The organism is Ralstonia sp. 22086 (assembly GCF_052045975.1).
Classification (GTDB): domain Bacteria; phylum Pseudomonadota; class Gammaproteobacteria; order Burkholderiales; family Burkholderiaceae; genus Ralstonia; species Ralstonia wenshanensis.
Window position 1 is genome coordinate 12,051 of the sequence record NZ_JBQEPZ010000004.1, and the last position, 23,304, is coordinate 35,354.

Annotated in this window: 20 protein-coding genes; 12 read left to right on the top strand and 8 right to left on the bottom strand. The window is 63.6% G+C overall.

Going from position 1 to position 23,304, the window contains the following annotated elements; genetic code table 11:
- Positions 1-2 precede the first annotated feature (2 nt).
- From ACTJK6_RS17240 to ACTJK6_RS17265, 6 genes are all read right to left on the bottom strand, one after another.
- Entirely contained in the window at positions 3-1,202 is a 1,200-nt protein-coding gene (locus tag ACTJK6_RS17240) for a class I SAM-dependent methyltransferase (protein WP_440839641.1), read from the bottom strand.
- The gene (locus tag ACTJK6_RS17245) at positions 1,199-1,966 is read right to left on the bottom strand and encodes a DUF1365 domain-containing protein (protein WP_440839642.1); all 768 of its coding nucleotides are present in this window, start codon (positions 1,964-1,966) and stop codon (positions 1,199-1,201) included. Before ACTJK6_RS17245 ends, ACTJK6_RS17240 begins: the two co-directional genes overlap by 4 nt.
- On the bottom strand, positions 1,963-3,258 hold the full coding sequence (locus ACTJK6_RS17250; RefSeq protein WP_322018503.1) for an NAD(P)/FAD-dependent oxidoreductase: 1,296 nt from the start codon (positions 3,256-3,258) through the stop codon (positions 1,963-1,965). The genes ACTJK6_RS17245 and ACTJK6_RS17250 overlap by 4 nt, the downstream gene beginning before the upstream one ends.
- A 28-nt stretch (positions 3,259-3,286) precedes the next feature.
- Positions 3,287-4,015, bottom strand: a complete 729-nt coding sequence (gene folE, locus ACTJK6_RS17255) for a GTP cyclohydrolase I (RefSeq protein WP_232039240.1) — start codon at positions 4,013-4,015, stop codon at positions 3,287-3,289.
- A 98-nt stretch (positions 4,016-4,113) separates the two neighbouring features.
- Positions 4,114-5,088: a MerR family transcriptional regulator gene (locus ACTJK6_RS17260; RefSeq protein WP_316871626.1), complete on the bottom strand. Its 975-nt coding sequence runs from the start codon at positions 5,086-5,088 to the stop codon at positions 4,114-4,116.
- A 208-nt stretch (positions 5,089-5,296) separates the two neighbouring features.
- Positions 5,297-7,588 (bottom strand): LamG-like jellyroll fold domain-containing protein, encoded by a 2,292-nt coding sequence (locus ACTJK6_RS17265; RefSeq protein ID WP_440839644.1) that lies wholly within the window; start codon positions 7,586-7,588, stop codon positions 5,297-5,299.
- A gap of 673 nt (positions 7,589-8,261) precedes the next feature.
- On the opposite strand from ACTJK6_RS17265, the gene ACTJK6_RS17270 reads away from it, so the two are divergent.
- From ACTJK6_RS17270 to ACTJK6_RS17315, 10 genes are all read left to right on the top strand, one after another.
- Positions 8,262-10,277, top strand: coding sequence for a glycoside hydrolase family 28 protein (locus tag ACTJK6_RS17270; RefSeq protein WP_440839645.1), 2,016 nt, complete (start codon positions 8,262-8,264; stop codon positions 10,275-10,277).
- Positions 10,278-10,356: 79 nt separating this feature from the next.
- Entirely contained in the window at positions 10,357-11,349 is a 993-nt protein-coding gene (locus tag ACTJK6_RS17275) for a TRAP transporter substrate-binding protein (RefSeq protein WP_232039236.1), read from the top strand.
- Positions 11,350-11,483: 134 nt separating this feature from the next.
- Positions 11,484-11,972: a TRAP transporter small permease gene (locus ACTJK6_RS17280; protein ID WP_440839646.1), complete on the top strand. Its 489-nt coding sequence runs from the start codon at positions 11,484-11,486 to the stop codon at positions 11,970-11,972.
- A gap of 6 nt (positions 11,973-11,978) precedes the next feature.
- A complete protein-coding gene (locus tag ACTJK6_RS17285; protein WP_260803158.1) occupies positions 11,979-13,331 on the top strand; it encodes a TRAP transporter large permease in 1,353 nt (450 codons plus the stop codon).
- A gap of 68 nt (positions 13,332-13,399) precedes the next feature.
- Entirely contained in the window at positions 13,400-14,608 is a 1,209-nt protein-coding gene (locus ACTJK6_RS17290) for a porin (RefSeq protein ID WP_024979305.1), read from the top strand.
- A 226-nt stretch (positions 14,609-14,834) separates the two neighbouring features.
- A complete protein-coding gene (locus tag ACTJK6_RS17295) occupies positions 14,835-15,488 on the top strand; it encodes a GntR family transcriptional regulator (protein WP_024979306.1) in 654 nt (217 codons plus the stop codon).
- A gap of 301 nt (positions 15,489-15,789) precedes the next feature.
- Complete coding sequence (locus tag ACTJK6_RS17300; protein ID WP_440839647.1) at positions 15,790-16,599, top strand: hypothetical protein; 810 nt, start codon at positions 15,790-15,792, stop codon at positions 16,597-16,599.
- A gap of 158 nt (positions 16,600-16,757) precedes the next feature.
- A complete protein-coding gene (locus ACTJK6_RS17305; protein WP_232039232.1) occupies positions 16,758-17,189 on the top strand; it encodes a YciI family protein in 432 nt (143 codons plus the stop codon).
- A 21-nt stretch (positions 17,190-17,210) separates the two neighbouring features.
- Positions 17,211-18,494 carry an RNA polymerase sigma factor gene (locus tag ACTJK6_RS17310; RefSeq protein ID WP_440839648.1) on the top strand — a complete coding sequence of 428 codons (1,284 nt, stop codon included), beginning with the start codon at positions 17,211-17,213 and terminating at the stop codon, positions 18,492-18,494.
- Positions 18,495-18,583: 89 nt separating this feature from the next.
- Complete coding sequence (locus ACTJK6_RS17315; protein ID WP_440839649.1) at positions 18,584-19,711, top strand: acyltransferase family protein; 1,128 nt, start codon at positions 18,584-18,586, stop codon at positions 19,709-19,711.
- Between the two features lie 70 nt (positions 19,712-19,781).
- Here ACTJK6_RS17315 and ACTJK6_RS17320 read toward each other — a convergent pair whose 3' ends face one another.
- Together ACTJK6_RS17320 and ACTJK6_RS17325 are read right to left on the bottom strand one after the other, a co-directional pair.
- Positions 19,782-20,600 carry a class I SAM-dependent methyltransferase gene (locus ACTJK6_RS17320; protein ID WP_440839650.1) on the bottom strand — a complete coding sequence of 273 codons (819 nt, stop codon included), beginning with the start codon at positions 20,598-20,600 and terminating at the stop codon, positions 19,782-19,784.
- A gap of 131 nt (positions 20,601-20,731) precedes the next feature.
- The gene (locus tag ACTJK6_RS17325; protein ID WP_440839651.1) at positions 20,732-21,682 is read right to left on the bottom strand and encodes a LysR family transcriptional regulator; all 951 of its coding nucleotides are present in this window, start codon (positions 21,680-21,682) and stop codon (positions 20,732-20,734) included.
- A gap of 111 nt (positions 21,683-21,793) precedes the next feature.
- Here ACTJK6_RS17325 and pcaD point away from each other — a divergent pair, with 111 nt between their 5' ends.
- Both pcaD and ACTJK6_RS17335 read left to right on the top strand, forming a co-directional pair.
- Positions 21,794-22,609 carry a 3-oxoadipate enol-lactonase gene (gene pcaD / locus ACTJK6_RS17330; protein ID WP_440839652.1) on the top strand — a complete coding sequence of 272 codons (816 nt, stop codon included), beginning with the start codon at positions 21,794-21,796 and terminating at the stop codon, positions 22,607-22,609.
- Between the two features lie 64 nt (positions 22,610-22,673).
- Positions 22,674-23,303 carry a TetR/AcrR family transcriptional regulator gene (locus ACTJK6_RS17335; RefSeq protein ID WP_316871644.1) on the top strand — a complete coding sequence of 210 codons (630 nt, stop codon included), beginning with the start codon at positions 22,674-22,676 and terminating at the stop codon, positions 23,301-23,303.
- Position 23,304: the final 1 nt, after the last annotated feature.

Below are 23,304 nucleotides of genomic sequence, written 5' to 3' on the forward strand. Positions count from 1 at the left end.
GGTCACCCCCGCTCCAGCAGAAACTGCGACACGCCGATCCGGCCCTCGTCAAAGCCGGCCTCGCAATACGCGAAGTACAGGCGCCAGATGCGGATGAAGGGCTCGTCGAATCCGAGTGCGCGCGCAGATTCCAACCGGGCTTCGAAACGCTGGCTCCAGCGGCGCAGCGTCTCTGCGTAGTCGCGACCGAAGTCGAGGCGGTCGACCAGTCGCAAGCCGTGCTGCTCCGCCAGCCTGATAAAGCGCTCGCGGCTGGGCAACATGCCGCCCGGGAAGATGAACTGCTGAATGAAATCGGTGCCGGCGCGGTACCGCTCGAAGTGCGCCTCGTCGATGGTGATGCTCTGCACCAGGGCCCGCCCGCCATGCCGCAAGCAGCGCACCAGCGTCTGAAAGTAGGTCGACCAATAAGATTCGCCCACCGCCTCGAACATCTCGATGGAGGCGATGGCATCGTAAGCACCGTCCAGGTCTCGGTAGTCGCGCAGTTCAACGCGGGCGCGTGGCTCGTCGGCCAGGCGCTCGGCCGTGTAGCGTCGCTGTTCTTCCGAGAGCGTGATGCCGTGAACATGGGCACCGCGCGCGCAGGCCATTTCCATCAGGCCGCCCCATCCGCAGCCGATTTCCAGCACATCCATGCCGGGCCCCACCTTGAGCAGATCGCACACGCGCCGGTACTTGGCGGCCTGGGCGTCTGCCAACCCCTGCCGCAGGTTGCCGTTGAACCATGCAGACGAATATGCCATGCCCTCGTCCAACCACAGCCGATAGAAATCGTTGCCGAGGTCGTAATGCAAGTGGATGTTGCGGCGACTGCCGCGACGGCTGTTCCTGCGCAGCAGGTGGCGCAAGCGAAGGACGGAACGCGCCAGCGCATGACCGAAGATCGCCTGATCAAGCGTGGCGGCATTGACGATGGCCAGGCGCAGCAGGTTGGCGAGGTTGCCCGTGTCGATCCATCCGTCACGATAGGCCTCGGCAAACCCCACATCGCCGCTGCGCAGGATGCGCCCGCACGCGCGCCAGTCGGTAATGCGCAGCTCGGCCGACAGCGGCGACGCGGCATCGCCGATCTGCACATCGCCGTCGGGCGTGACAAGATGAAGGAAGCCGTGCCGCAACCGACCGGCCAGTGCCAGGAACAGCCGGCCGGCCGCAGGAACATGAGGCGGCACCCAGGCCAGGGAGCGCGAGGCTGTCATCGGGAATTCTCCGGAGAAGTTCTGTCGTGGGCACCACGGCCAAAGAACGGCACGCCCTTGACCCACAAGCGCAGGGCCTGCCAATGGATGCGACAGATAACCTGCAGCGCAAGCAACGGCTGCCGCAGCAACGCACGGCGCAGGTGAGCCGCATCAAACGGCTGCAGCCATCCGCCGATGGCGGTATGCAGCAAGAGACCGTCGTGGTCGTGGTAATCGATGCGCACCAGCGCGGTTGCCGCCGTCTCGGTAAAGCGGAACCGATAACCGCCCTCGACCCTGCAGAAGGGCGAGACATGCAACTGCTTGCGGCACGTCAGCACGGTCTGTGCGTCGATGGCCCCGCCGTCCTGCGCGCACAGCAGGTAACGGTGGTGCTGCCCGAAGGTGTTGTTGACCTCAGCCAGCACGGCGCGCAGCGTGCCGGCCGCGTCGTGGCAATACCAGAACGAGACGGGATTGAACATCCAGCCGGCAATGCGCGGAAAGGTCTGCAACCAGACCTCGCCATCGGCAGGCAAACCCGCGCTGCTCAGCACGCCACGTATCCAGGCGAGCAGATCCGTGCCGTCCCGCGGGCCATAGTCACGCACGCGCAACGACAGCGGCCGCAAGCAGTCCACGCCAAACCACGCGCCCGTCAGTCGCCCCAGCGCCGAGAGCTTCACGCGCACGGCAAACACCGGGTAGACAAAGCGGTTGGCCACCGGCCGCAGGCGGCGGTGCATGACCTGGCCGACGAGAAGCTGCGCGTCGCCGTTCATGGCGCCACCTGCGCCCAGGCGGGAGCGCAGCCAAAATCCGCCACCACGCGCAGGGCAGACTTCAGCCCGTCTTCATGGAAGCCGTACCCCGTCCAGGCGCCTGCAAACCAGGTGTGGCCGCGACCTTGCAACTCCGGCAAGCGGGCCTGCGCGTCAATGGCCGGCTGATCGAACACCGGGTGCTCATATTCGAAGCGCTGATACTCCAGCTCGGGCGCGGGCGGTTCGGACGGATTCAAGGTCACGACCACCGGCGTCGACACCGGCAGCGGTTGCAACTGGTTCAGCAGATAGCTGACGCACGGCGCCGCGCCCGTTGTGCCCGCCCGCGAGGCATCGAGATAATTCCACGCCGACCACACGCGCCGCCGACGCGGAAGCAGGCGGGTATCGCGGTGCAGGAAGGCAGTGTTGGGCTGATAACGGAAGGCGCCCAGCACGGCGCGCTCGTCGTCCGTGGGATCGTCGAGCAGACGCAGCGTCTGGGGCGCGTGCGTGGCAAGCACGACGGCGTCATAGCGCTCGCTGCCGGAATCGGTCCGCACGTCGACGTGGTCCGCCGCACGGTGGATGCCGCGTACCGGCGTGCCGACGCGCACGTCTGCCAGCCCGCGCGCAATCGTGTGGACATAGCTGCGTGCCCCGCCTTTGACGGTGCGCCAACGCGGCCGGTTGAAAATCTGCAGCAAGCCGTGGTTCAGGCAAAACCGCAGAAAGGTTTCCGCCGGAAAAGCCAGGATGTCGCGACTGGGCGTGGACCAGATTGCCGCCGCCATCGGCAACAGGTAATGCGCACAGAACGGCTCGCCATAGCGGCCGGCGGCAAGCAGCGCGCCCAGGCTGTGGCGCTCGTTGCGCGCCGCCGCCAGATTGGCGTGGGCTTGCCGGTTGAAGCGCAGGATGTCGCCCAGCATCGACAGAAACCGCGCCGACACCAAGTTGCGCGGCTGGGCAAAGACCGTACTCAGGCTGGTGCCGGCCCATTCCAGCGCCCCGCCGTCAACCGACACGCTGAACGACATGTCGCTCTCGCAATGGGCAACGCCAAGCTCGTCAAACAGCGCGATGAGGTTGGGATACGTGCGCGCGTTGAAGACCAGAAAGCCGGTGTCGACACCGAAGACTTGCCCGCCTTCTTCAATATCGACTGTATTGGTATGCCCGCCAAGCCGAGGGGCGGCCTCGAACAGCGTCACGGCGTGCCGCTTCGCAAGAAAATGCGCAGCCGCGAGCCCCGAGATACCGGAGCCGACCACGGCAATGCGCTTTGCAGGAAACTGAAGAATGTTCAAGGCGATGCCTCTTAGTGTGGCTTGGCGCTCAATCGCCGGTGCGGCCGGGCAGCAGCGCAAGAAACTCGCGCCGCAAGCTGGGATCGGTCAGAAACACCCCGCGCATCACGCTGCTCACCATGCGCGATCCGTCGTCCTTCGTGCCGCGCCAGTGCATGCAGTAGTGTTCCGCCTCCAGCACGACCGCCAGGCCATCAGGCGCCATGCGGTCTTCCAGCAAGTCGGCAATCTGCTTGATGGCTTCTTCCTGGATCTGGGGGCGGCTCATGACCCAGTCGATCAGCCGGGCGTACTTGGACAGCCCGATCAACTGGGAGTCTTTGTGCGGCATGACACCAACCCACGCACGCCCCATGACCGGGCACAGATGGTGAGAGCAGGCGCTGCGCACGCGCAACGGCCCCACCACCATGAGTTCGTTGAGCCGCTCCGCATTCGGAAACGCGGTCACTTCGGGGGCCTCGACGTAGCGCCCCGCAAATACCTCGCGCACGAACATCTTGGCGACGCGGCGAGCCGTCTCCCGGCTGTTGTGGTCTTGCTCGACATCGATGACCAGCGCACGCAGCACGGCTTGCAGGCGCTCCTCAACCTCGGCCTGCAGGAGATCCAGTTCACCATCGCGCAGGTAGGCCGCGATGTTGTCATTGGCGTGAAAGCGGTGGCCGGCGCTCATCAACCGCTCACGAATCCGGACAGAAAGCGGCACGCTGCCAGCCGCACCGGCAAACCCGGGCGGATCCAAAGTCAGTTTCATTGAAGTTGCTCCGAAAATTCGGCGGTGCTGTCGCTGCCCATGCCGCCTCAGGCAAGCTCCCGAGCGAGGCGGATGGGACGCATACGGTATATACGTGGCTAACCTGCTGGTGGATGCAGCGATTCCGCCCGGATTGCGAATTCCATGGCGTCTTCGAGCATCAACCGGGCGCGGTTGGCGACATCCCCGAGATAGCGGTGCAGTTGTTCATCAAGCGAAGACCGCACCGCACAGCCATCGCTGAAACGCTCGAATGCATCGAGCTGGCGAATCAGCCCGACAAGGTGCCGCGGGCACTCGCAGGCAAGCGTCTGCGAGGCGTTGGCAAAGATCTCCAACTGCCGGTCTGTGAACCTGCGCGCATTGCGTCGCAACGGTTCGAGCTTTCCGTAGACCGCGTCCACACGCACGAGCTGCGCCAGTTCTTGCAGAACCTGGTCAAGCTCACCGTGCGCATTGGGCTCCCGATACAGCCGCACGCCGGCCGCGCGCAGCATGTCGGTGGCGCGCACCGTGCCGAAGCTGTAGATCACCCCGACGGCGCTGGCACCGCACCGCCGCGCCAGCGCCAATAAGGCTTCCGCCGTTTCCGGATGCAGGGACGCGGCTTCGGCGATCAACGCATCTGTGCTCGGCGGTGACTCAAGCTGGGCCTCGGCGTCCAGCGCGGGCAATTCGATGACGGGCTCGATCCCAAGCGACACCAGCGTGCTTTTTCTGCGCCGGACGCGCTCCGCCAGCAACGTGCCACAGACGGAAAGCGAAATTGCGGCGGTGGCCGGCGCGAGCGCCGGTGCTTCAGCAGCGAGCGAGGCGTCCAGCAACTGCTGGAGCTCGGTGCTGTCTGCATGCGCAATGGCGCCGATCGCGTGCCCCTGGTTGACGAGCGAGCGCAGAAGGGCAAGGCGCTTGACGTCCTCGCTCGAGTACAACCGCTGGCCGGACTGTGATTTGGTGGGCGAAATCACGCCATAGCGCTGCTCCCACACACGGAGCGTGGATACAGGCATCTTGGCCATGCGGGCGGCCGTTCCGCTTCGGTACATCGGCGCTGCGTTGTCTTCGTGTGGCACGTGCGTCTCCAAGCAAGCTGCTTTGCTGACATGAAACGCTGTGCCGCCGACATCGTCAATGAAATGAAGCGCAAAATGCGTGTCTTGCGCACAAATGAGTCGGAATTGAATCGCTATTCCGGTGTGGACGAACAGATCGCGCAGCGGCCACACGGGCGGGCTCCAGCCGCGCTCCCGCCAAACCGCTTCGGCGGGAGCCGCCCTCACGTTACGAAGCGCGTGCCGTCAACCACTGAGTTGGTTGCAGCGGGGCGCCCACAATCCGCATCTCCCCGAGACTGCCGAAGAAACCATTGCCCATGCTGCCACCGTACTGCGCGCAACCGATTGCCATCTGCTGGTTGCTCGCCACGTAGCGGATGCCGTCCATCCCGCTGTTGTTGCGCAGAATGGGCGCGCCTTCCACGTACATCGTCGTACTGCCCTTTCCATCGTTGACGATGGCAACGTGCAGCCATTGCCCGGCCGAGACACCGCCGGACCAGCACGCCAGGTTCTCGGTGTTATCGGTCGGGATGACCTCCCACTGGAACTCCATCAGGTTGGAAAACGCGAACATCGCCATTGTGTCGCCCTGGTCGACATCGCCCGGCCATGACACGCCAGTGGCTGCGCTGCGCGCGCCAAGCCGGTAGAGAATGCCCATCCACGCGTTGTTCTGGGCGGTCCAGGCCGAGTCGATCTTCACGAACGCCTCGATGGTGTAGCCATTGGCAAACGTTTGTACGTTCAACGGCGAAGTCGTATCGGTCGTGAAATACGAAGACCTCGTCTGGGTGGCGTTCTTGAACTGCAGGCTGCCCGGAGCGGAAGACAGCGGGTGATGATCCTTCGACCACACCAGGTCGCCGGGCTGACCACCCATCCACGTGTTGAGCGAAATGGGATTCGCGCCCGCCGTGGCATCGCCCGGCACGGAGGCGTCCTTGATCTGGAAGCCCGGTTGGTACGGCGACAGCGCCTGGCCTTCCGCAGCGGCCGTGTTGTAGAAGCGCCAGTGCGCCAGCGTGTTCGGTACCACCGGGTAGTCGTTCGGGCCGGACGCCGGCTTGCCCGCTTCCTGCGGCGGGTTGTGATAGTTCGCCAGGATCAGCCCCTTGGCGACATCCGTCAGGCTACCCGGCACCGAGCCGGCTGCCGCCTTGAAGGCGGGGTTGAAGCCGGCAAAGCGCTTGGCAAAATCGATGTCGATCGAGAAGTTCTGGTTATCCGCCGTCAGCCATGCCGAATCGAACTGATTCAGGCTCGCTTCCGGCTTGACCGGCACCCACGGCGAGAACGAACTGGCGATGATCTTGTTGTTCGTCAGATCGAATTCGTACAAGCGCATCAGGCCATTGCCGCCCATATACGCCATCTGATAATCGACGACCATGAAGATGACGTCGTTGCCGGCCGCGTTCTTTTTCGTCATCTTGCACGACCCGTGGTAGTGACCAGATACGGCCATGAAAATCTGGTCGTTATTCTTGATCAGCTTGTCCCACAGGTAATTCGAATACGCCGTATCGGCTGCCGTAACAGCGTCCGGGCCAATGCCCGCAAGCTGGTGGCAAATCAGGATGACCGGAATGCCGGGGTTCTTTGCGATGACCCAGTTGGCCCACGCAATCGCATCGTCCGAAGCGCGCCACGACATCGACAGCACCAGGAACTGATTCCCTTCCGCGTTGAAGACGTGGTACTCGTGAAAGCCCGAGCCATGGCGGCCGCCGAAGGTTGGCTGCCGTTGTGCACGCGCGGTCGGAAACACCTTCAGATATGGCTCCACCAACCCTTGCCGGTGGCTGCCGCCATCTTGGTACCCATCGGTGTTGTCAAAGCCCGAGACGCCAACGCCCCAGTCAGGCCCCCATTGCATCGACGAGCCGATGGCGCCAACGTCGTGGTTGCCCGCGCAGATCGAATAATTGCAGTTGGCCTTTTCCAGCACCCGCATCGCCTGGCTCGCCAGCTCCCATTCTTTGGTCACCGTGCCGTTGGTGAGTTGGCTATTGCTCAGCAGATCTGTGCTTGCACTCCACGGCGCCGAACCTTCAGACGTGTAATACCAGGACTGGTCGACAATATCGCCAAGGTGCGTGGTAAATGCCAGCTTCAGCGCTTTTGCATTTTGGGCAATCCATTGCGTCTGCGCCTTGAATGGATTGTCGAATTGCGGATTGATGGTCGGATAATTCTTTTGATACAACCCGCCCATTTTCGCAGATGCATAGCGCGGATAAAATTGCGTATCCGGCAAGGCCGCCAGCGTGAATGACGACACCAGCTTTGGTGTCGTCGTTCCGGTGCCCGGATCGCCCGCACTTGGCGGGGTGCCCGTTGAACCCGGTGAGGCGTCCGGCGAATCGCCGCCACCGCACCCGCTCAGCACGCCCGACAGTCCGACCGCCGTCGAAGCCAGCATCATGTGCAGCAATTGCCGGCGCTTCAGCTCAGGAACAGCGGCCAGATCATCCAGCGTCAGCTGCTGTTGATCGGCCCCACTTTTCATTGACATGGTTCTCTCCGTTACGTTTTAGGCTACCCAGAAGGCAAAGCGATTGCCGCCGCAATTCGCAGGGTTGGTCCAACGCTCGAAGGGAAATGAAGTGATGCCTGAAAAGCCGCAATTCTCATCGACACAGATCAACCGCACTGAGTCCCCGAGAAACAACATTCTCAAAAATCCTCAGATCGCGAATGCGTTCGATGCTCTTTTTATTGCCTGCGATTCATGAAATGAATCGGTCACATCGATTGGCACTCGCATGGTAGGAATGATGTGTGACAGGGGCGTTTCTTTAAGTCGTACACATTCAATCGCGATTGGATCAAATCGCAATTCGATACCCCGAAACAGAGCGCCTGTTTGATGCCGTGCGGGGAAGGCCAATACCGCGCTGCCATGCGCTGCCCCGGCCCGCAGCAGCACCTGCAGCGGGTGGCAGATGGACGATCCGTTGTCGCCCCAGCATGTCTGCAGACGTTGCCATCGAGCCCAATGCGACGCCGCACCGAGCGGGTTACCTAGTTGTCGTCGCCCTCCGTACCCCGCTGGTGGGGATCGGGAAAACCCGCCCTTGACCTCTAATATATCAATCAATAAATTCTGATATATCAAAAGACGTGCCCGGATTCAGCAGCCTCCTGCCGGGTCGACACGTCAGACAAAAAACCGACGAGGAGACCCAATGACAGCGCCCTTCCGTAACCGGCGGCGGCAGGCATCTGATGCCCGCGCCCCGCACAGTCCGTCGCGACGTGCCTTTCTGAGTTACGGCGGTGCCGTGGTCGGGGGCGCGCTGGTGAGCGCCTGTGGCGGCGGCTCCGACAACGCCGCAGCACCGGTCGCCACCACGCCCACCGCACCTGTGCAAGCGGACCCGATCTGGGGCACGAACGGCTTGGCCACCACCATCATTTCGTCGCTGAAGGGCGTGGCGCAGAGTGCGTTCCCGGCAGTTGATTTCCAGGTCGAGGCGTATGGCGCGCAGCCGTGCAGCGTTGTCGCACAAACAAGCCCCTACACCGACCCGACCAAGTCGCCCGTCAGTTCAGGCGCCAGCGCAACGCAGGCGCCCGGCGCATTCGATTCGCGCCCGGCATTCCTGGCAGCCATTGCAGCATGCAACGCAGCCGGTGGCGGGCGCGTGGTGGTGCCGTCGGGCACGTGGTATTGCGCCGGGCCGATCGTGCTGCAGAGCAACGTCAACTTTCACCTCAGCGCCAACTGCACGATCTATTTCAGCGCCAATCCGGCCGACTACGCCAAGGATGGCCCGATCGATTGCGGCACCAACGGCAAGCTCTACTACAGCCGTTGGCAGGCCGACGATTGCCTGAATTACGGCTCGCCCATCTACGCACGCAACGCCAGCAACATCGCGCTGACGGGCGAAGGGGCGACCTCGGTGCTCAACGGCCAGGCCATGACACCGTTTGCCGGCACGGGCAACACCAGCACGTGCTGGTGGACTTTCAAGGGCACCAACGGCGCCTATGGCTGCGCCAGCTCCAGTACGCCGTCGCAGGCTTACAGCAACCCGAACAACGTCGACTTGCAGACCGCGGTGCCGGGTATTCCGAGCGCGCTGTATACGCTGCTCACCAATCCGGCAACGCCCTGGCAGCAAGACCAGAACTATCTGCCCGCGCTGTCCGAAGCCGGCGTGCCGGTTGAGAAGCGCATCTTCGGGCTCGGTCACTACTTGCGCCCCAGCATGGTGGAGTTCATCGGCTGCACCAACGTGCTGATGGAGAACTACCGCACGGTCAACACGCCGTTCTGGCAGCACCATCCGGTGCACTGCACGAACGTGGTCATCCGTGGCGTAACGGTCGACAGCATCGGGCCCAACAACGACGGCTTCGATCCCGACGCCTGCAGCAACGTGCTGTGCGAAAACGTCACGTTCAACACGGGCGACGACTGCATCGCCATCAAGTCGGGCAAGAACCTCGACAGCGGCTACGGCCCGGCGCAAGACCACGTCATCCAGAACTGCACGATGAACAGCGGCCACGGCGGCATCACGCTGGGCAGCGAAATGGGCGGCGGCGTGCAAAACATCTATGCGCGCAACCTGGCGATGCTCAACCAGTTCTGGGCGACAAACTCGCTGAACATCGCCATCCGCATCAAGACGAACATGAACCGTGGCGGGTTCGTGAAGAATTTCTATGTCACCAACGTGAGCCTGCCCAACGGCGTGAACCTCACCGGTGCCGGTTACGGCAGCAAGATGCTGGCAGGCAGCCCGATCAACAGCACGGTGCCGCTGGGCGTGGTGACGGCGGCCGCAGCAAACCCGTCAGCTTCGCAAGGCGGCCTGATCACGTTCGACTGCGATTACCAGCCTGCAGCCGATGCCATTCGTACGCGGCCGGCACTGGTGCAGAACGTGAACATCTCCAACGTAACCGCCGGCAACGTCACCACCGGCGGCCTGACGGGCTCGTGCTTCCAGGCCATCGTTGCGCAGGGCCCCGTGGCGTTCGACTACAACGGCGCGCTGCCTGTGCCCACCGTTCCGCCCATTACTGGCGTGACGATCTCAAATTGCAACTTCGGCACGCCCACGGCGGCAGGCCCGGCAAGCGCCACTACGCCGGGGCCGATCTACGCCTACAACGTGCACGACATCACGCTGCAGAACGTCGTGATCGGTGGACAGACTTTCAACACCACCGTAACCGACGCCCGCTGAGCAACCCGCCTCCTTCGCGCTTGGCTGGTTCTGCTGGCCAGCGCCTTTTTATTCCGACCCTGCTGCCCATCCATCCATCATGAAACGCCCTACCGCAATCGCTCGTACCTCCCTGCTGTTCGCCGCACTGCTGGCCGCCTTTGCAAGCGGCGCTGCGCAAGCGCGCACTTTCCGTGTTGCCGACGTGCACGGCGATACCTACCCCACCAACATGGCCGTCAAGTTCATGGGTGAGGAGATCAAAAAGGCCACTGACGGCAAGGACTCCGTCAAGGTGTTCGGCAACAGCGCGCTGGGCTCGGAGAAAGACACCATCGACCAAGTGCGCATCGGCGCCATCGACATGGTGCGCGCCAATGGCGCGGCCTTCAACGAGATCGTCCCGGAATCGGTGATCCCCTCGCTGCCCTTCCTGTTCCGCGACATCGACCATTTCCGCAAGGTGATGTACGGCCCGGTCGGCCAGAAGATCCTCGATGCGTTTGCCGCCAAGGGCTTTGTCGCCCTGACGTTCTATGAGAGCGGCGCGCGCTCGATCTATGCCAAGAAGGCCATCCACACGCCGGCCGACATGAAGGGCGTGAAGATCCGCGTGCAGCCGTCGGACCTGATGGTCGACGAGATCAAGGCCATGGGCGGCACACCCACGCCGATGCCGTTCAGCGAGGTCTACACCGGCCTGAAGACGGGCCTGGTGGATGCGGCGGAAAACAACATCCCGTCGTATGAAGAAACCAAGCACTTTGAAGTCGCGCAGATCTACTCCGAAACGCAGCATGCGATGACGCCGGAAGTGCTCGTCTTCTCCAAGAAAATCTGGGACACGCTGACGCCGCAGGAGCAAGCCGCAATCCGCAAGGCTGCTGCCGACTCCGTGCCGTACTACGTCAAGCTCTGGACCGCGCGCGAGCAGGCGGCCACGGCAACCGTGACCAAGGGCAACGCCACGATCGTGCCGGCTTCGCAGGTTGACCGTGCCGCCTTCGTCAAGGCCATGCAGCCGATCTGGACGAAGTACGAGACCACGCCGCAGATGAAGGACATCGTCAACGCAATCGTTGCCACCAAGTAAGCCTGCATCACCGCTCAAGCGTGGGGCCTGCGACTTTCCCGCAGGCCCCACGCCGGGCAGGCTCCCGATGTATGCCGTTGGTACACCGGCCCCGCCTGCCCACCTCCGATACCGCGCTCCCCTCCAGGTTCAGCATGCAATCGATGTCTTTCCTCAAACGCATCAACGATGCGTTTGCGCTCGTGCTCACGCTTGTGGCGGCGTCATGCCTGGCCACGCTGACCGTGCTTGTCTTCTACGGCGTGATCATGCGCTACGTCTTCAACAACGCGCCGGATTTTGTTGAACCCATCGCCCTGCTCATGGTGGTGGCCATTGCCATGTTCGGGGCCGCGCTCAAGGTGCGCGAAGGCGGCCATATCGGCCTGGATTCCTTTGTCGAACGCCTGCCCGCGGGCGGCAAGCGCGCCGCGCACGTGCTGCAGAAGCTCTGTCTGATCGCCTTTGCCGTGGTGATCTTCATCGGCTGCTTCGACATGGCCGAAACCACGTTCAGTGACCGCATCCCCATCCTCGGCCTGCCGGAAGCCGTCCGCTACTGGATTCCCATCGTGGCCAGTGTCGCCATCGCCCTGTTCGCTCTCGAACGCCTGATCGGGCTGTTCGCGCAAGACGCAAGTTAAGTCACCATGGATCTCGCCATTCTCTCCGTCAGTTTTCTGGCGTTTCTTCTGCTGGGCGTGCCGGTTTCGTTCGCGCTCGGCCTGTCATGCGTGCTGACGTATCTGCACGAGGGTCTGCCGGCGGCCACCGCCATGCAGTCGATGATCTCGGGCATGAACGCGTTCTCGTTCCTGGCCGTGCCGTTCTTCATCCTGTCGGGCGAGCTGATGCTGCACGGCGGCATTGCAGACCGCATCCTGCGCTTCGCGCAATCCCTGGTGGGGCACTTCCGCGGTGGCCTGGGCATGGCCAACGTGGTGGCCTGCACGCTGTTCGGCGGCGTCTCGGGCTCGCCCACCGCCGACACGTCGGCCATGGGTGGCGTGGTAATCCCGCTGATGAAGCGCGAAGGCTACAGCGCCGCCTACGCCGTCAACGTGACCACGCATGCCTCGCTGGCCGGCGCGCTCATGCCGACTTCCACCAACATGATCATCTACGCCTTTGCGGCGCAGGGCATTGTGGGCTCGCTCAACGGCCAGCAGGTGAGCGGCGTGTCGATTGGCGACCTGCTGTTCTCGGGGCTGCTGCCGGTGCTGTGGGTCATGGGCTTCGTGCTGATTGCCGCCTACTGGCAAGCCAAGCGCTACGGTTTCCCGCGCCGCGCCGACGGCTCGACCGAGCTGCCGCCTTTCCCCGGCTGGTTTGCCGTGGCACGTGCCTTTGTGGGCGCAGTTCCGGGCCTGATGGTGATCGCGCTGATCCTGGTGTGCGTGGCCATGGGCATTGCCACCGCCACCGAAGCCGCCGCCATCGCAGTCGCCTATTCGCTGTGCCTGACGGTGCTCGTCTATCGCTCCATGACGTGGAGCAAGTTTCGTCGTGCGCTGGCCCACGCCGCCAAGACTACCGGCGTGGTGCTGCTGCTGATTGCCGTATCGAACATGCTGCGCTTCCAGATGGCCTACCTGGAGATCCCGGACGCCATCGAGCAGATGCTCACGCAGACCAGCGCCGCACCCTGGCTGATGCTGCTCTACATCAACATCCTGCAGGTGTTCCTGGGCACGTTCGTCGACATGGCGGCGCACATCCTGATCACCACGCCGTTGTTCCTGCCCATGGCCATGCATTGCGGCGTCGGCCCCGTGCAGTTCGGGATCATGCTGCTGCTCAACTGCTCGCTGGGGCTGGTGCATCCGCCCATCGGCTCGGTGCAGTTTGTCGGCTGCGCCATCGGCGAAGTCTCCATCGGCGAGACCACCAAGATCGCCTGGCCCTACTACCTCGCCATCTTCACCGCCATCAATGTGGTGACGTACATGCCGTTCTTCTCGACCTGGCTGCCGAGCGTGATCAACGGGCACCCGGTGTTCTGAGCGCATACCCAATCCAAAACGAATAACCAACATGCAGCCACGGCTGCGACATCAAGGAAGGAGTCATCATGAAGAGCCAAGTAGCAATCGCGGCAGCGATCGCACTCACGGGAGGGATCGCCGGATCGGCGTACGCGCAGAGCAGCGTCACGCTGTACGGCAACATCGACGTGTCGGTCGGGTATCAGAGCAACCAGACCTCGGTCGGCTCCACGTCGAACGGCCATTCGGTCGTCAAGCAGAACAGCGGCATCTGGTCGGGCAGCCGCTTCGGCTTCAAGGGCAACGAAGACCTGGGCGGTGGCAACAGCGCGCAGTTCGTGCTTGAAGAAGGCTTTAACGGCGACACGGGCTCGCAATCGGTCTCGGGGCTGATGTTCAACCGCCAGGCCTTCGTCGGTCTGGCCAACCGCGAGCTGGGCACCGTTACGCTGGGCCGCCAGTACACGGCGTACTTCTCGATCCTGGCCCCGTACAGCCCGATCAACTGGCTGACCGGCTTCTACGGTGCGCACCCGGGCGACATCGACTCGCTCGACACCAACTACCGCGTCAACAACTCCGTGGTCTATACCTCGCCCACACTGGGCGGCGTGACCTTCAGCGGCTCCTACGGCATGGGCGAAACGCCGGGCAGCGTGGGCAACGGTTCGACCTGGAGCTTTGCCGCGCGCTATGCCAATGGCCCGGTCGGCGTGGGTGCCGGTTTCATGCGCGTGAACAACTCGACGGTGGGTGGCGGTGCCTGGGGCGCGAACTCGGCGCTGTCCAACAACGGCAGCCAGCCGGCCGTGTCCGCCATCAACGCGGGCTACCAACTGGCGGCGGCGCAACAGCGCTTTGCCGTGCTCGGTTCGTACACGTTCTCGCCGGCATGGGACGTGTCGGTGTCGTACTCCAACGTGCAGTACATCCCCGGCGTGAACTCCAAGTTCGCCAGCGAGGCGATCTTCAACACCGGCGGCGCCGTCCTGCACTACAAGGCCACCCCGACGCTCGACCTGGCGGCCGGCTATTCGTACACGCGCGCCACCAAGGCCAACGGCATTGCGGACGCGGCGACATATCACCAGTTCAACCTGTCGCAGTACTACAGCTTCTCCAAGCGCACGGGCCTGTACCTGCTGGAGGCGTATCAGAAAGCCAAGGGTAAGACGATCTCCCCCACGGGGGGCATCATCGATGCCACGGCGTCCATCGGCGATGGCCAGAACGGCGCGCCCTCGGCAACCGGGTCGCAACTTACCGTGGCTGTCGGCATGATCCACCGGTTCTGACCGGTTTGAACGCCGGTCACGGCGTCCGCCCGGACGCTGTGACCGGGTTCACCTCAGTTCAAGTGCGCGGAGTTTGCCGCTATCATGGTGCCCGCGCTGCCCTTGGTCTCTGACCGCATCGACACCTCAGGCCGCGCCGTTGCGATCCCTTCCACTTCCTCCCGAACTCGTTGCGAGCTGTATGACTTCGCGCCCTTTCCCCTCGCCCCCTGAGGACGAGGCCACCATGACCGCCGCCCGACGCGTGTATCTGAAGCTGCGTGAGCGGATTGTCGAGATGGAACTGCTACCCGGAACGCGCATCGTCGAGAAGGATCTCGCAGAAGAATTTGGCACCAGCCGTACCCCCGTTCATGAGGCCGTCCAGCGGTTGGCGGAGGAAGGGCTGATCGATGTCCAGGCCCGTGTCGGGACGTTCGTGTCGCGCATTCCGCTCAACACGCTGGAAGAAGCCATGCTCGTGCGTGGTGCGCTGGAAGTCGCCATCATCGAGAAGGCTGCCGAGCGCATGACGCCCGAAGGCATCCACAAGCTGAACGTCGTGCTCGAACGGCAAGCGCAATGCGTGCGCGAGAGCAACCGGCGCGGCTTCTTCCGCACCGACGAAGCCTTTCACGCCACGCTGGCCGAGCTGTCCGGCTACCCCGGCGTCTGGCAGATCATCCTGGAAGTCAAAACGCAGATCGACCGCTACCGGCTGCTGACGCTCCCGCTCGAGGGCCGCATGACTGAAGTCCTGGCCGAGCACCGCGCGGTGATCGACGCCCTCGCCTCCAACAATCCGAAACGCGCCGTGCGCGCCATGCGTGAGCACCTGGACCATGTGCTGCCGGTGCTGGAAATTACCCGCCGGCTGCGTCCGGAGTACTTCACCATCTAGGCAGGTTCGGGCGAGTGGCCGCTTCGGGCTGGGGCGGCCGCCTGTTCAACCGTGTCGATGCACGGCCTTCGCCAGCCTGCACCACCGTGAGCGGCTTCGGCGCCGACGCGTGGAACATCGGGAATTTACATTCCCGAATCGATCTGCCGAATTCACCTTTCGTTCGACCTTGGCTCGCTGTTAATCCTCGATTCACATGCGCAGTGGATCATGTCGGACCGACTCGCTCCCCATGCAACGCCACTCCATGCCGAATTCCACTTCCGTGAATCCTTTGCCGAGCACCTTGTGCAGTGCCGTATTGGCACTCAGCCTGGCACTCTCGTTGCCAACGTTGGCGCAAACAAACGCCCTGCGTGTGGCCTCCGATGTAAAGGACATCCGCATCAAGGCGCTGAACGTGCTGCCCAAGGCCAATGGCAGCAAGAGCGACCGCGATGACTGCCCCCAGGCCGTCATGAAGCCCGTGTCGGCACCAGCCAGGCAGGTAGCGGCACAAGGCTGGGCGGTGATGGCCGATGTGCCGCTTGGCTCGGCATCTTCCGGCACGTATCGCGCCATCAGTTTTGCGGGCCGCCTGGAAGCCGGTACCAGCGCAACCTGCAACATCACGCAAGGCAACGTGGCCGTGTTCGACAACGACAAGCTCGTCGCGCTGGCCTACGGCAAATCCGCCGAAGACACCGCCATCGGCACCCTTACTGCGCTCGAAGGCGGCGCCGTGCGCGTGTGGGACGGCGACATGGTTGCGTCGCCGGTCGGTGACTTGCGTGTCGACGCTGATGGCACGGTGCGGCTGGGCAAAATTGCCGACGAAGATGCCGTCTGCCATGGCCGCGCCAAGGTGCCGACGATCTATGGCATGCCGATCGGCAAGGCCCGCAAGGCACTTGCCGCCAAGGGCTGGAAACCGGTACGAGGCGGCCCCAACGGTGAGCCGCGCCAGAGCGCCCTGGTCAAGCAGGGCCTGGTGGAAACCGAAAACTGTGCGGGCACCGGCCTCGCCTACTGCGACTTCAGCTACACCAGCCCCGCAGGCAAGCTGACCGTGACCACCGCGGGGGAGGACGACCCGCCGCACGTTGTCGACTACGAGGTCAAATGCCGTTGAACGGCAGTGGCGCGCTCGTCAGGCATCGCCACCGCTACATCTTGTTACATTTTCGCTTGCCAGGTCTGTCGATTCCGCCCACCCTTCATTCGACGTGCAAGTAGAGGCGCGAACATCATCCGTCGCCTCCAACCCAATCGAACTGAAGGAGAAGCACCATGCGATTCATGATTCTGCGTCTGGCCGACAAAGACACCGAAGCCGCCGTCATGCCAAGCGAAGAACTGCTCACCGCCATGGGCAAGTACATGGAAGACTTGGCCAAGGCAGGCGTGCTGCTGGGCGGCGAAGGGCTGCATCCCAGCTCGCGCGGCGCACGCGTGGAATTCAAGCATGGCAAGCCGACCGTGATCGATGGCCCGTTTGCCGAAGCGAAGGAGCTGATCGCCGGCTACACCATGTTGCAGGTCAAGTCGGAAGAAGAAGCACTGGAGTGGGTCAAGCGCTGGCCCGCACTGGATGCCGGCGGCAACGTGCGGCTGGAAATCCGGCGCGTGTTTGAAGCGGAAGATTTTGGTGCGGAGTTCACACCCGAAGCCCGCGAGCGCGAAGACCGCCTGCGCGCAGAACTGGCGGCCAGGCAGCAATAAGCGGCAATAAGCGGCACCGTCATGGCCGGTTCGACGCCCGATGCACTCGCCATCCACCGCACCATCGATGCGGTGTGGCGCATTGAATCGGCCAGGATCATTGCCGGGCTTGCACGCCTGTTGCGCGACGTGGGGCTGGCCGAAGAACTGGCGCAGGATGCGCTGGTCGCGGCGCTGGAGCAGTGGCCTGCGTCCGGTATCCCCGATAATCCGGCCGCCTGGCTTACTGCCACCGCCAAACACCGCGCCATTGACCGGCTGCGCCATCACACGCTGGCGGAGCAAAAACATGCGCTGCTTGCCATCCAGCTTGGGATCGAACAGGAGCTAGCCGAGGCCGATGCCGAAACAGCGCGCGAAGCCGCCATCGGCGACGATCTGCTGCGGCTGGTCTTCATTTCTTGCCATCCGGTGCTGCCGCACGAAGCCCGCGTGGCGCTCACACTACGGCTGCTTGGCGGGCTGACCACACACGAGATCGCCCGCGCGTTTCTGGTGCCGGAACCCACGGTGGCGCAGCGCATTGTGCGCGCCAAGAAGACGCTCTCTGCAGCACACGTGCCGTTCGAGCTGCCCGAGCCCGAAGCGTTACCCGAGCGGCTTTCGGCCGTGCTGCAGGTGATCTATCTCGTCTTCAACGAAGGCTATGCCGCTACCGCCGGTGACGACTGGACGCGCCCCACGCTGTGTGAAGAGGCGCAGCGCCTGGGCCGCATCCTGGCGGGGCTCATGCCAGGCGAGCCGGAAGTGCTTGGCTGGCTTGCGCTGATGGAGCTTCAAGCCTCGCGCCTGCGTGCACGCGTGGGCCCCGGCGGCCAGCCCATCCTCCTGATGGAGCAGGACCGCAGCCGTTGGGATTACCTGCTTATCCAGCGTGGCTTTGCGGCGCTGGCACAAGCCGAAGCCTGCGGGCGCGGGCTTGGCCCTTATGGGCTGCAAGCGGCCATTGCGGCATGCCATGCAAGCGCGCGCACTGCCGAACAAACCGACTGGACACGCATTGCCGCGCTGTACGACGCGCTCGCCCAGCTCTCGCCCTCGCCCGTCGTCGAACTCAACCGTGCCGTTGCTGTAGCCATGGCGTATGGGCCGCAAGCCGGCCTCGACATCGTCGATACGCTGCTCGCCGAACCGGCGTTGCGCAGCTATCACCTGCTGCCCAGCGTACGCGCCGATTTTCTTGCGCGCCTTAACCGCATGGAGGAAGCCCGCGTGGAGTACGAGCGCGCTGCTGCACTCGCACACAATCGGCAGGAACGCGCGCTTTTGCTGGAGCGCGCAGCCAAGTGCGCGTCCTCGGAGTAACACCGCGGCACGCTGCTTGCTACGCAGATTGGCTTGTCGACAACACGACCGCCGCGGAACCTTGATTGCGCTGCGGCCGTCCATCCTGCGTGAACCGTTCTCCGTCTTCCCTTCTCAGCATTCAGGCGCTGCGGGGCTTTGCCGCGCTGTATGTGGTGGTGTTCCACTCCGGGCTGGCCCTGGCCCACACCGACATCCCTGCCCTTGCGTGGCTGACCACACATGTGATCAAGCGCGGTCATGTAGGGGTTGATGTGTTCTTCGTCATCAGCGGTTTCATCATTGCGTGGGTCGCCATTCTTGGCCCGAAGGGGCCTGAGCCGGCCGGCGAATTTCTCGTCAAGCGTGCATTCAGGCTGGCGCCGCCTTACTGGTTGATGTCGGTGCTGCATTCCACGTGGCTCAACCCGGTGTCGGCCGGCGTTTTGCTCACGTCGCTCGCGTTTGTGCCGCAGGCCAATGTGGATGCACCGTACTTCGGGTATCCGGCACTGTATGTAGGCTGGTCGCTCAACTACGAGGTGTTCTTCTATGGGCTGTGCGCGGTGGGGCTTGCGCTGTTCGGCCGGCGTGCGCTGGGGCTGGTGGCACTGTCGTTGTTCACAACGACCATCATTGTGCCGTTCTGGCACAGCGGTTTCGTCCAGCGCAATCCAGATGCGCTTTACGCCTGGGCCACACCGCTGGAGGCCATGGCGGCAAACACACTAGTGCTGGAGTTCCTGCTCGGCGCGGGGCTGGCATGGCTGTATTCGGCGCATCGGCATCGTCTAACGCCGGCAGTTGCGCGGGGGCTGATGGCAGTAGGCGTAGCAACGTTCTTGATGTCGGTCGTTGGCCCGCTTCCGAAGTTCGATCTGCTCGGCCGGAGCTTGCCCGCAGGCGCTTTGCTGATCGGCATGGTGGCCATGGAGCACTGCGGCGAGCTTCGCGTGCCGCGCGTCGCCGTTTGGCTGGGTGAGCTGTCATACGCGCTCTACCTCGTGCACCCGAGCGTGATCGAAGCCACGCACCGACTGGTAGGCAGGCTGGCGCCGGAATGGATCGGCACGCAGTTGATGCTGTTTGCCGTCAACCTTGCGCTCACGCTGGTGTTGGCCATGCTGCTGCATCGCTATGTCGAGCGACCGTCCATCGCCCTGGGCCGCCGCGCCGTCGACTGGATGCGCAACCGTCGACACGCCTCGCGTATGCGCCTGGGCCAACAAGAATCTTGAGCTGCGACGCCTCCGCACCACCTGCGATGCGTAACGCGATGCCGATGCCGATGCCGCTAGCAGCTCCCCCTCAAGCTGTCACGCTGAACATCAACGCCTGGATCTTGCCCTCGACTGGGCCCGGGCCGAACTGCGCCGTCAATGCATCGGTACATACTTCGGTGGCGTCGGTCAGTGCATCGGGGCCGAATGCCTCCAGTTCGCCGCGCACCGGTGTGCCCTGGCAATAGGCGATGGCCACCCCGCGTGCCGTCTCTGCCCGGCTGCGCGCTGCAACAACGTCGTACATGACGTCTGCGGTAAAACCGCCCGCACGGGCGTCGGCTTGAATCGGCGCCGGGTCGTAATGGCCATGCGGCGTGCGCGCCAGAAACATGGGCGGATTCTCGGGAAAGCGCTGCACCAGCGCCTTCGTCACCACATTTGCGAAGTCGTTGTCTTCAATCCGGCCCCACACGCTCAAGAGCAGCTTGCCGCCCGGTGTCAGCACACGACGCGCCTCAGCAAAGGCCCTGGGCCGGTCGGGGAAGAACATCGCGCCAAACTGGCAGATCACCAGATCGAAAGAGCCGTCGGCAAACGGCAGTTGCTGGGCGTCGGCCTGCTGCCATGTCACGGGCCGGTCCGTGCCCACGGCGGCCGCGCGATCGAGCATCGGCAGGTTCAGGTCTGTTGCGACAATCTCCGTGGTTGCGGGTAGTGCACGCGCCAGTGCGCGCGTCACTGCTCCGGTACCTGCGGCAACTTCCAGCACGCGCTTCGGCTGACATGCCGCCGCCCGCGCAGCCATGTCCACCGCATAGGGCTCGAAGATCAACGGGACCAGCAGCGTGTCATACAGCTCGGGAATCGAACCGGAGAAGACCTGATCGGTGCCATGCGCAGCCATCGTTCACCACCTTTGCCCAAGAGGATGCTTGGGTATGAATGGTTATAGTCCGGAACCGCGCGGCGGGCACTCCGCCAAGTCGACTAGATGACATGCCTGCCAAGGCATGAAGGAGCCGGCAAGGCGCGGGATTACGCACGCTTTCTGACGGCCGCCCCCGCCTGACGGGGCATGCGCCCCAACGACGGCTTGAGCAACGGTGCGTGGTCGCCAAGAAAATCCCACAGCCGATTGGCGACGGGCCCGTGCGGCTGATCCCGCCGTCGTGCAACCGCCAGCTCCTGCACCATGCCAGGAAAATGCCGCCCCGCAATCGACAGCAATGCCCCTTCGCGCAATTCCGCATCGATCAGGAACCGCGGCAGATGCCCCCACGCCATGCCGTGGAGGATCAGCTCTTTCTTCATCAACTGATCGGGCACGGCGCACTGCGGCGCCCCTTCGATGACGTAGTGGGATTGCTCCGGTGGGTTCCGCGCCGAATCATTGATGACGCACTGCATGAAGCGCTGCATCTGCTGTGCCGTCACTGCCGGTGTGATGGGAAACGGGAGAAAGCCCGGCGCCACCACCGGCACCATGGCGATCTTGCCCAGGTCGATCCACTCCATGCGCACATCCCCTTTCGGCACGCGGTGGACGATCAGGTCAGTGTCGTCTTCCAGCAAGCGCTCCCACGGTCCGGTGACGGCCTCAAACTGCAATTGCAGACGCGTCTGCGGGCACTGACCGAAGAACTGGCTGAGCAATGCCAGCACGGGCTGCAGCGGGCACAGGTCACCCAGCACCACGCGTAGCTCGGCTTCCTCGCCCATCGCCAGCTGCTTTGCATGAGTCCGCAGTTCATCGCTTTCGCGCAGCACGGACTGCACCTTGCGGTGGAATGATCGCCCCGCCTCCGTCAAGCGCACGCGATAGCCGCTACGGTCCAGCAGGCACAAACCCAATTGCCCCTCCAGCTTGGCGACCGCCGCAAACACGGAAGGGTGCGAACGATGCAGCCGGTCGGCGGCCGCCTGAAAACTGCCGCCCGTCACCACCGCATCGAAGCACTGCAGCTCGTGAAGCGTGAAGTTCTGCATTGTCGGCAAAACCTACAAAGTTCGTCAGAACTTCATAGTATCCCCGAACCTCATCGGCTTCTAGGATGACGACATCCCAATCGTTTCAACCGTCTTTCTCAGGAGCCCATCATGACCACCCGAAACGACCTCTCGTTCATCTCCACCGGTGACGGCACACGCATCGCCTATCGCTTCGACGGCGCGGCGGGCAAGCCCGTCCTGCTGTTGTCCAATTCCATCGGCACCGACCTGCACATGTGGGACGTGAGCGTGCCGCGCCTGGCCGAGCACTTTCACGTGCTGCGCTACGACGCGCGCGGTCATGGCGCTTCGGATGCACCGGCCGGCGCATATTCGATGGATCGTCTCGGTCGTGACGTGGTGGAACTGCTCGATGCGCTGGGCATCCAGCGCGTGCATATGCTGGGGTTGTCGCTGGGCGGCATCGTGGCGCAATGGCTGGCGATCCATGTTCCGGAGCGCATCGACCGGCTGATCCTCTCCAACACCGCCGCGCACATCGGCCCGACACAGTATTTCGATCAGGCCATCGTCGAGCTCAATCGAGCACCCAACATGCAAGCGACGACGGAAACGTTCCTGCGGAACTGGTTTCCAGCACGGATGCTGGAGGCCAACGACCCAGTCGTTGATCCATTCCGCCGCACACTCCTGGCCACGCCGCGCGAGGGCATCATCGGCGGGTGGACGGCGGTGCGCGATGCCGACCTGCGCCGCACAATCACGCTGATCACGCATCCGACGCTCGTCATTGCCGGTCAGCACGACACCGTGACGTCTGCCCGCCATGGCGAGGAAATTGCCGCCGCCATTCCAGGAGCGCAACTGCACATGCTGGACACCGTGCACCTTGCCAACGTGGAGTTGCCGGACGCGTTCCTTGAAGCCGTGCTGGATTTCCTGGGCGTGCTCGAAACTGTTTGATACATCGACACACCGCAACGCAGCCGGTTAACATGGCGGCCATCCAACCGATGTGCCGCCAGCCATGTCCCGCGTCAAGAACGAAGACGAATTCGAGCTACGCCGCGAAAGCGTGCTCGACACCGCCGCCGAAGCCTTTGCGGCCGACAGCTACCCGAGCGTGTCGATGAACCAGCTTGCCGCTGCGTGCGGCGGCTCGAAATCGCGCCTGTATCACTACTACGAAGGCAAGGAGGCCATCCTCTTCGACCTGCTCGACCGCTACACGCGCCGGCTGGCCGATCTGGTTGAACGCGCCGAGAGCGACGCGCGCCATGCCAAGCTCTCGGCACGCGCCACATTGCATTTGCTGATCCGCACGTTTTTGGCCGAGTACGCCACGTCGCGCACGCGGCATGTGGCCTTGCTCAATGATGTGAAATACCTGGCGCCGGAACAGCGCGACATCGTGCTCGCGCGCGAGCGGGACGTGGTGGCAGCCGTGGGGCGGCAACTTGGTGCCGCCTACCCGGACAAGGTGGATGAAGCCAACCGCACGCCCATCACGATGATGCTCTTCGGCATGATGAACTGGACGTTCACCTGGCTCAAACCTGACGGACCGCTCTCGTACGAAGGCTATGCGGAAATGGTGATCGACATGCTGGAGAACGGCCTGGGCGGGCTAGCTGGCCCGAGCGGCACGAAAGGCTGAC

Coding starts and splice junctions, on each gene's coding strand:
- ACTJK6_RS17240 (WP_440839641.1), bottom strand. CDS start 1,202: ATGACAGCCTCGCGCTCCCTGGCCTGGGTGCCGCCTCATGTTCCTGCG.
- ACTJK6_RS17245 (WP_440839642.1), bottom strand. CDS start 1,966: ATGAACGGCGACGCGCAGCTTCTCGTCGGCCAGGTCATGCACCGCCGC.
- folE (WP_232039240.1), bottom strand. CDS start 4,015: ATGAAACTGACTTTGGATCCGCCCGGGTTTGCCGGTGCGGCTGGCAGC.
- ACTJK6_RS17265 (WP_440839644.1), bottom strand. CDS start 7,588: ATGTCAATGAAAAGTGGGGCCGATCAACAGCAGCTGACGCTGGATGAT.
- ACTJK6_RS17270 (WP_440839645.1), top strand. CDS start 8,262: ATGACAGCGCCCTTCCGTAACCGGCGGCGGCAGGCATCTGATGCCCGC.
- ACTJK6_RS17275 (WP_232039236.1), top strand. CDS start 10,357: ATGAAACGCCCTACCGCAATCGCTCGTACCTCCCTGCTGTTCGCCGCA.
- ACTJK6_RS17280 (WP_440839646.1), top strand. CDS start 11,484: ATGCAATCGATGTCTTTCCTCAAACGCATCAACGATGCGTTTGCGCTC.
- ACTJK6_RS17285 (WP_260803158.1), top strand. CDS start 11,979: ATGGATCTCGCCATTCTCTCCGTCAGTTTTCTGGCGTTTCTTCTGCTG.
- ACTJK6_RS17290 (WP_024979305.1), top strand. CDS start 13,400: ATGAAGAGCCAAGTAGCAATCGCGGCAGCGATCGCACTCACGGGAGGG.
- ACTJK6_RS17295 (WP_024979306.1), top strand. CDS start 14,835: ATGACCGCCGCCCGACGCGTGTATCTGAAGCTGCGTGAGCGGATTGTC.
- ACTJK6_RS17305 (WP_232039232.1), top strand. CDS start 16,758: ATGCGATTCATGATTCTGCGTCTGGCCGACAAAGACACCGAAGCCGCC.
- ACTJK6_RS17310 (WP_440839648.1), top strand. CDS start 17,211: ATGGCCGGTTCGACGCCCGATGCACTCGCCATCCACCGCACCATCGAT.
- ACTJK6_RS17320 (WP_440839650.1), bottom strand. CDS start 20,600: ATGGCTGCGCATGGCACCGATCAGGTCTTCTCCGGTTCGATTCCCGAG.
- ACTJK6_RS17325 (WP_440839651.1), bottom strand. CDS start 21,682: ATGCAGAACTTCACGCTTCACGAGCTGCAGTGCTTCGATGCGGTGGTG.
- pcaD (WP_440839652.1), top strand. CDS start 21,794: ATGACCACCCGAAACGACCTCTCGTTCATCTCCACCGGTGACGGCACA.
- ACTJK6_RS17335 (WP_316871644.1), top strand. CDS start 22,674: ATGTCCCGCGTCAAGAACGAAGACGAATTCGAGCTACGCCGCGAAAGC.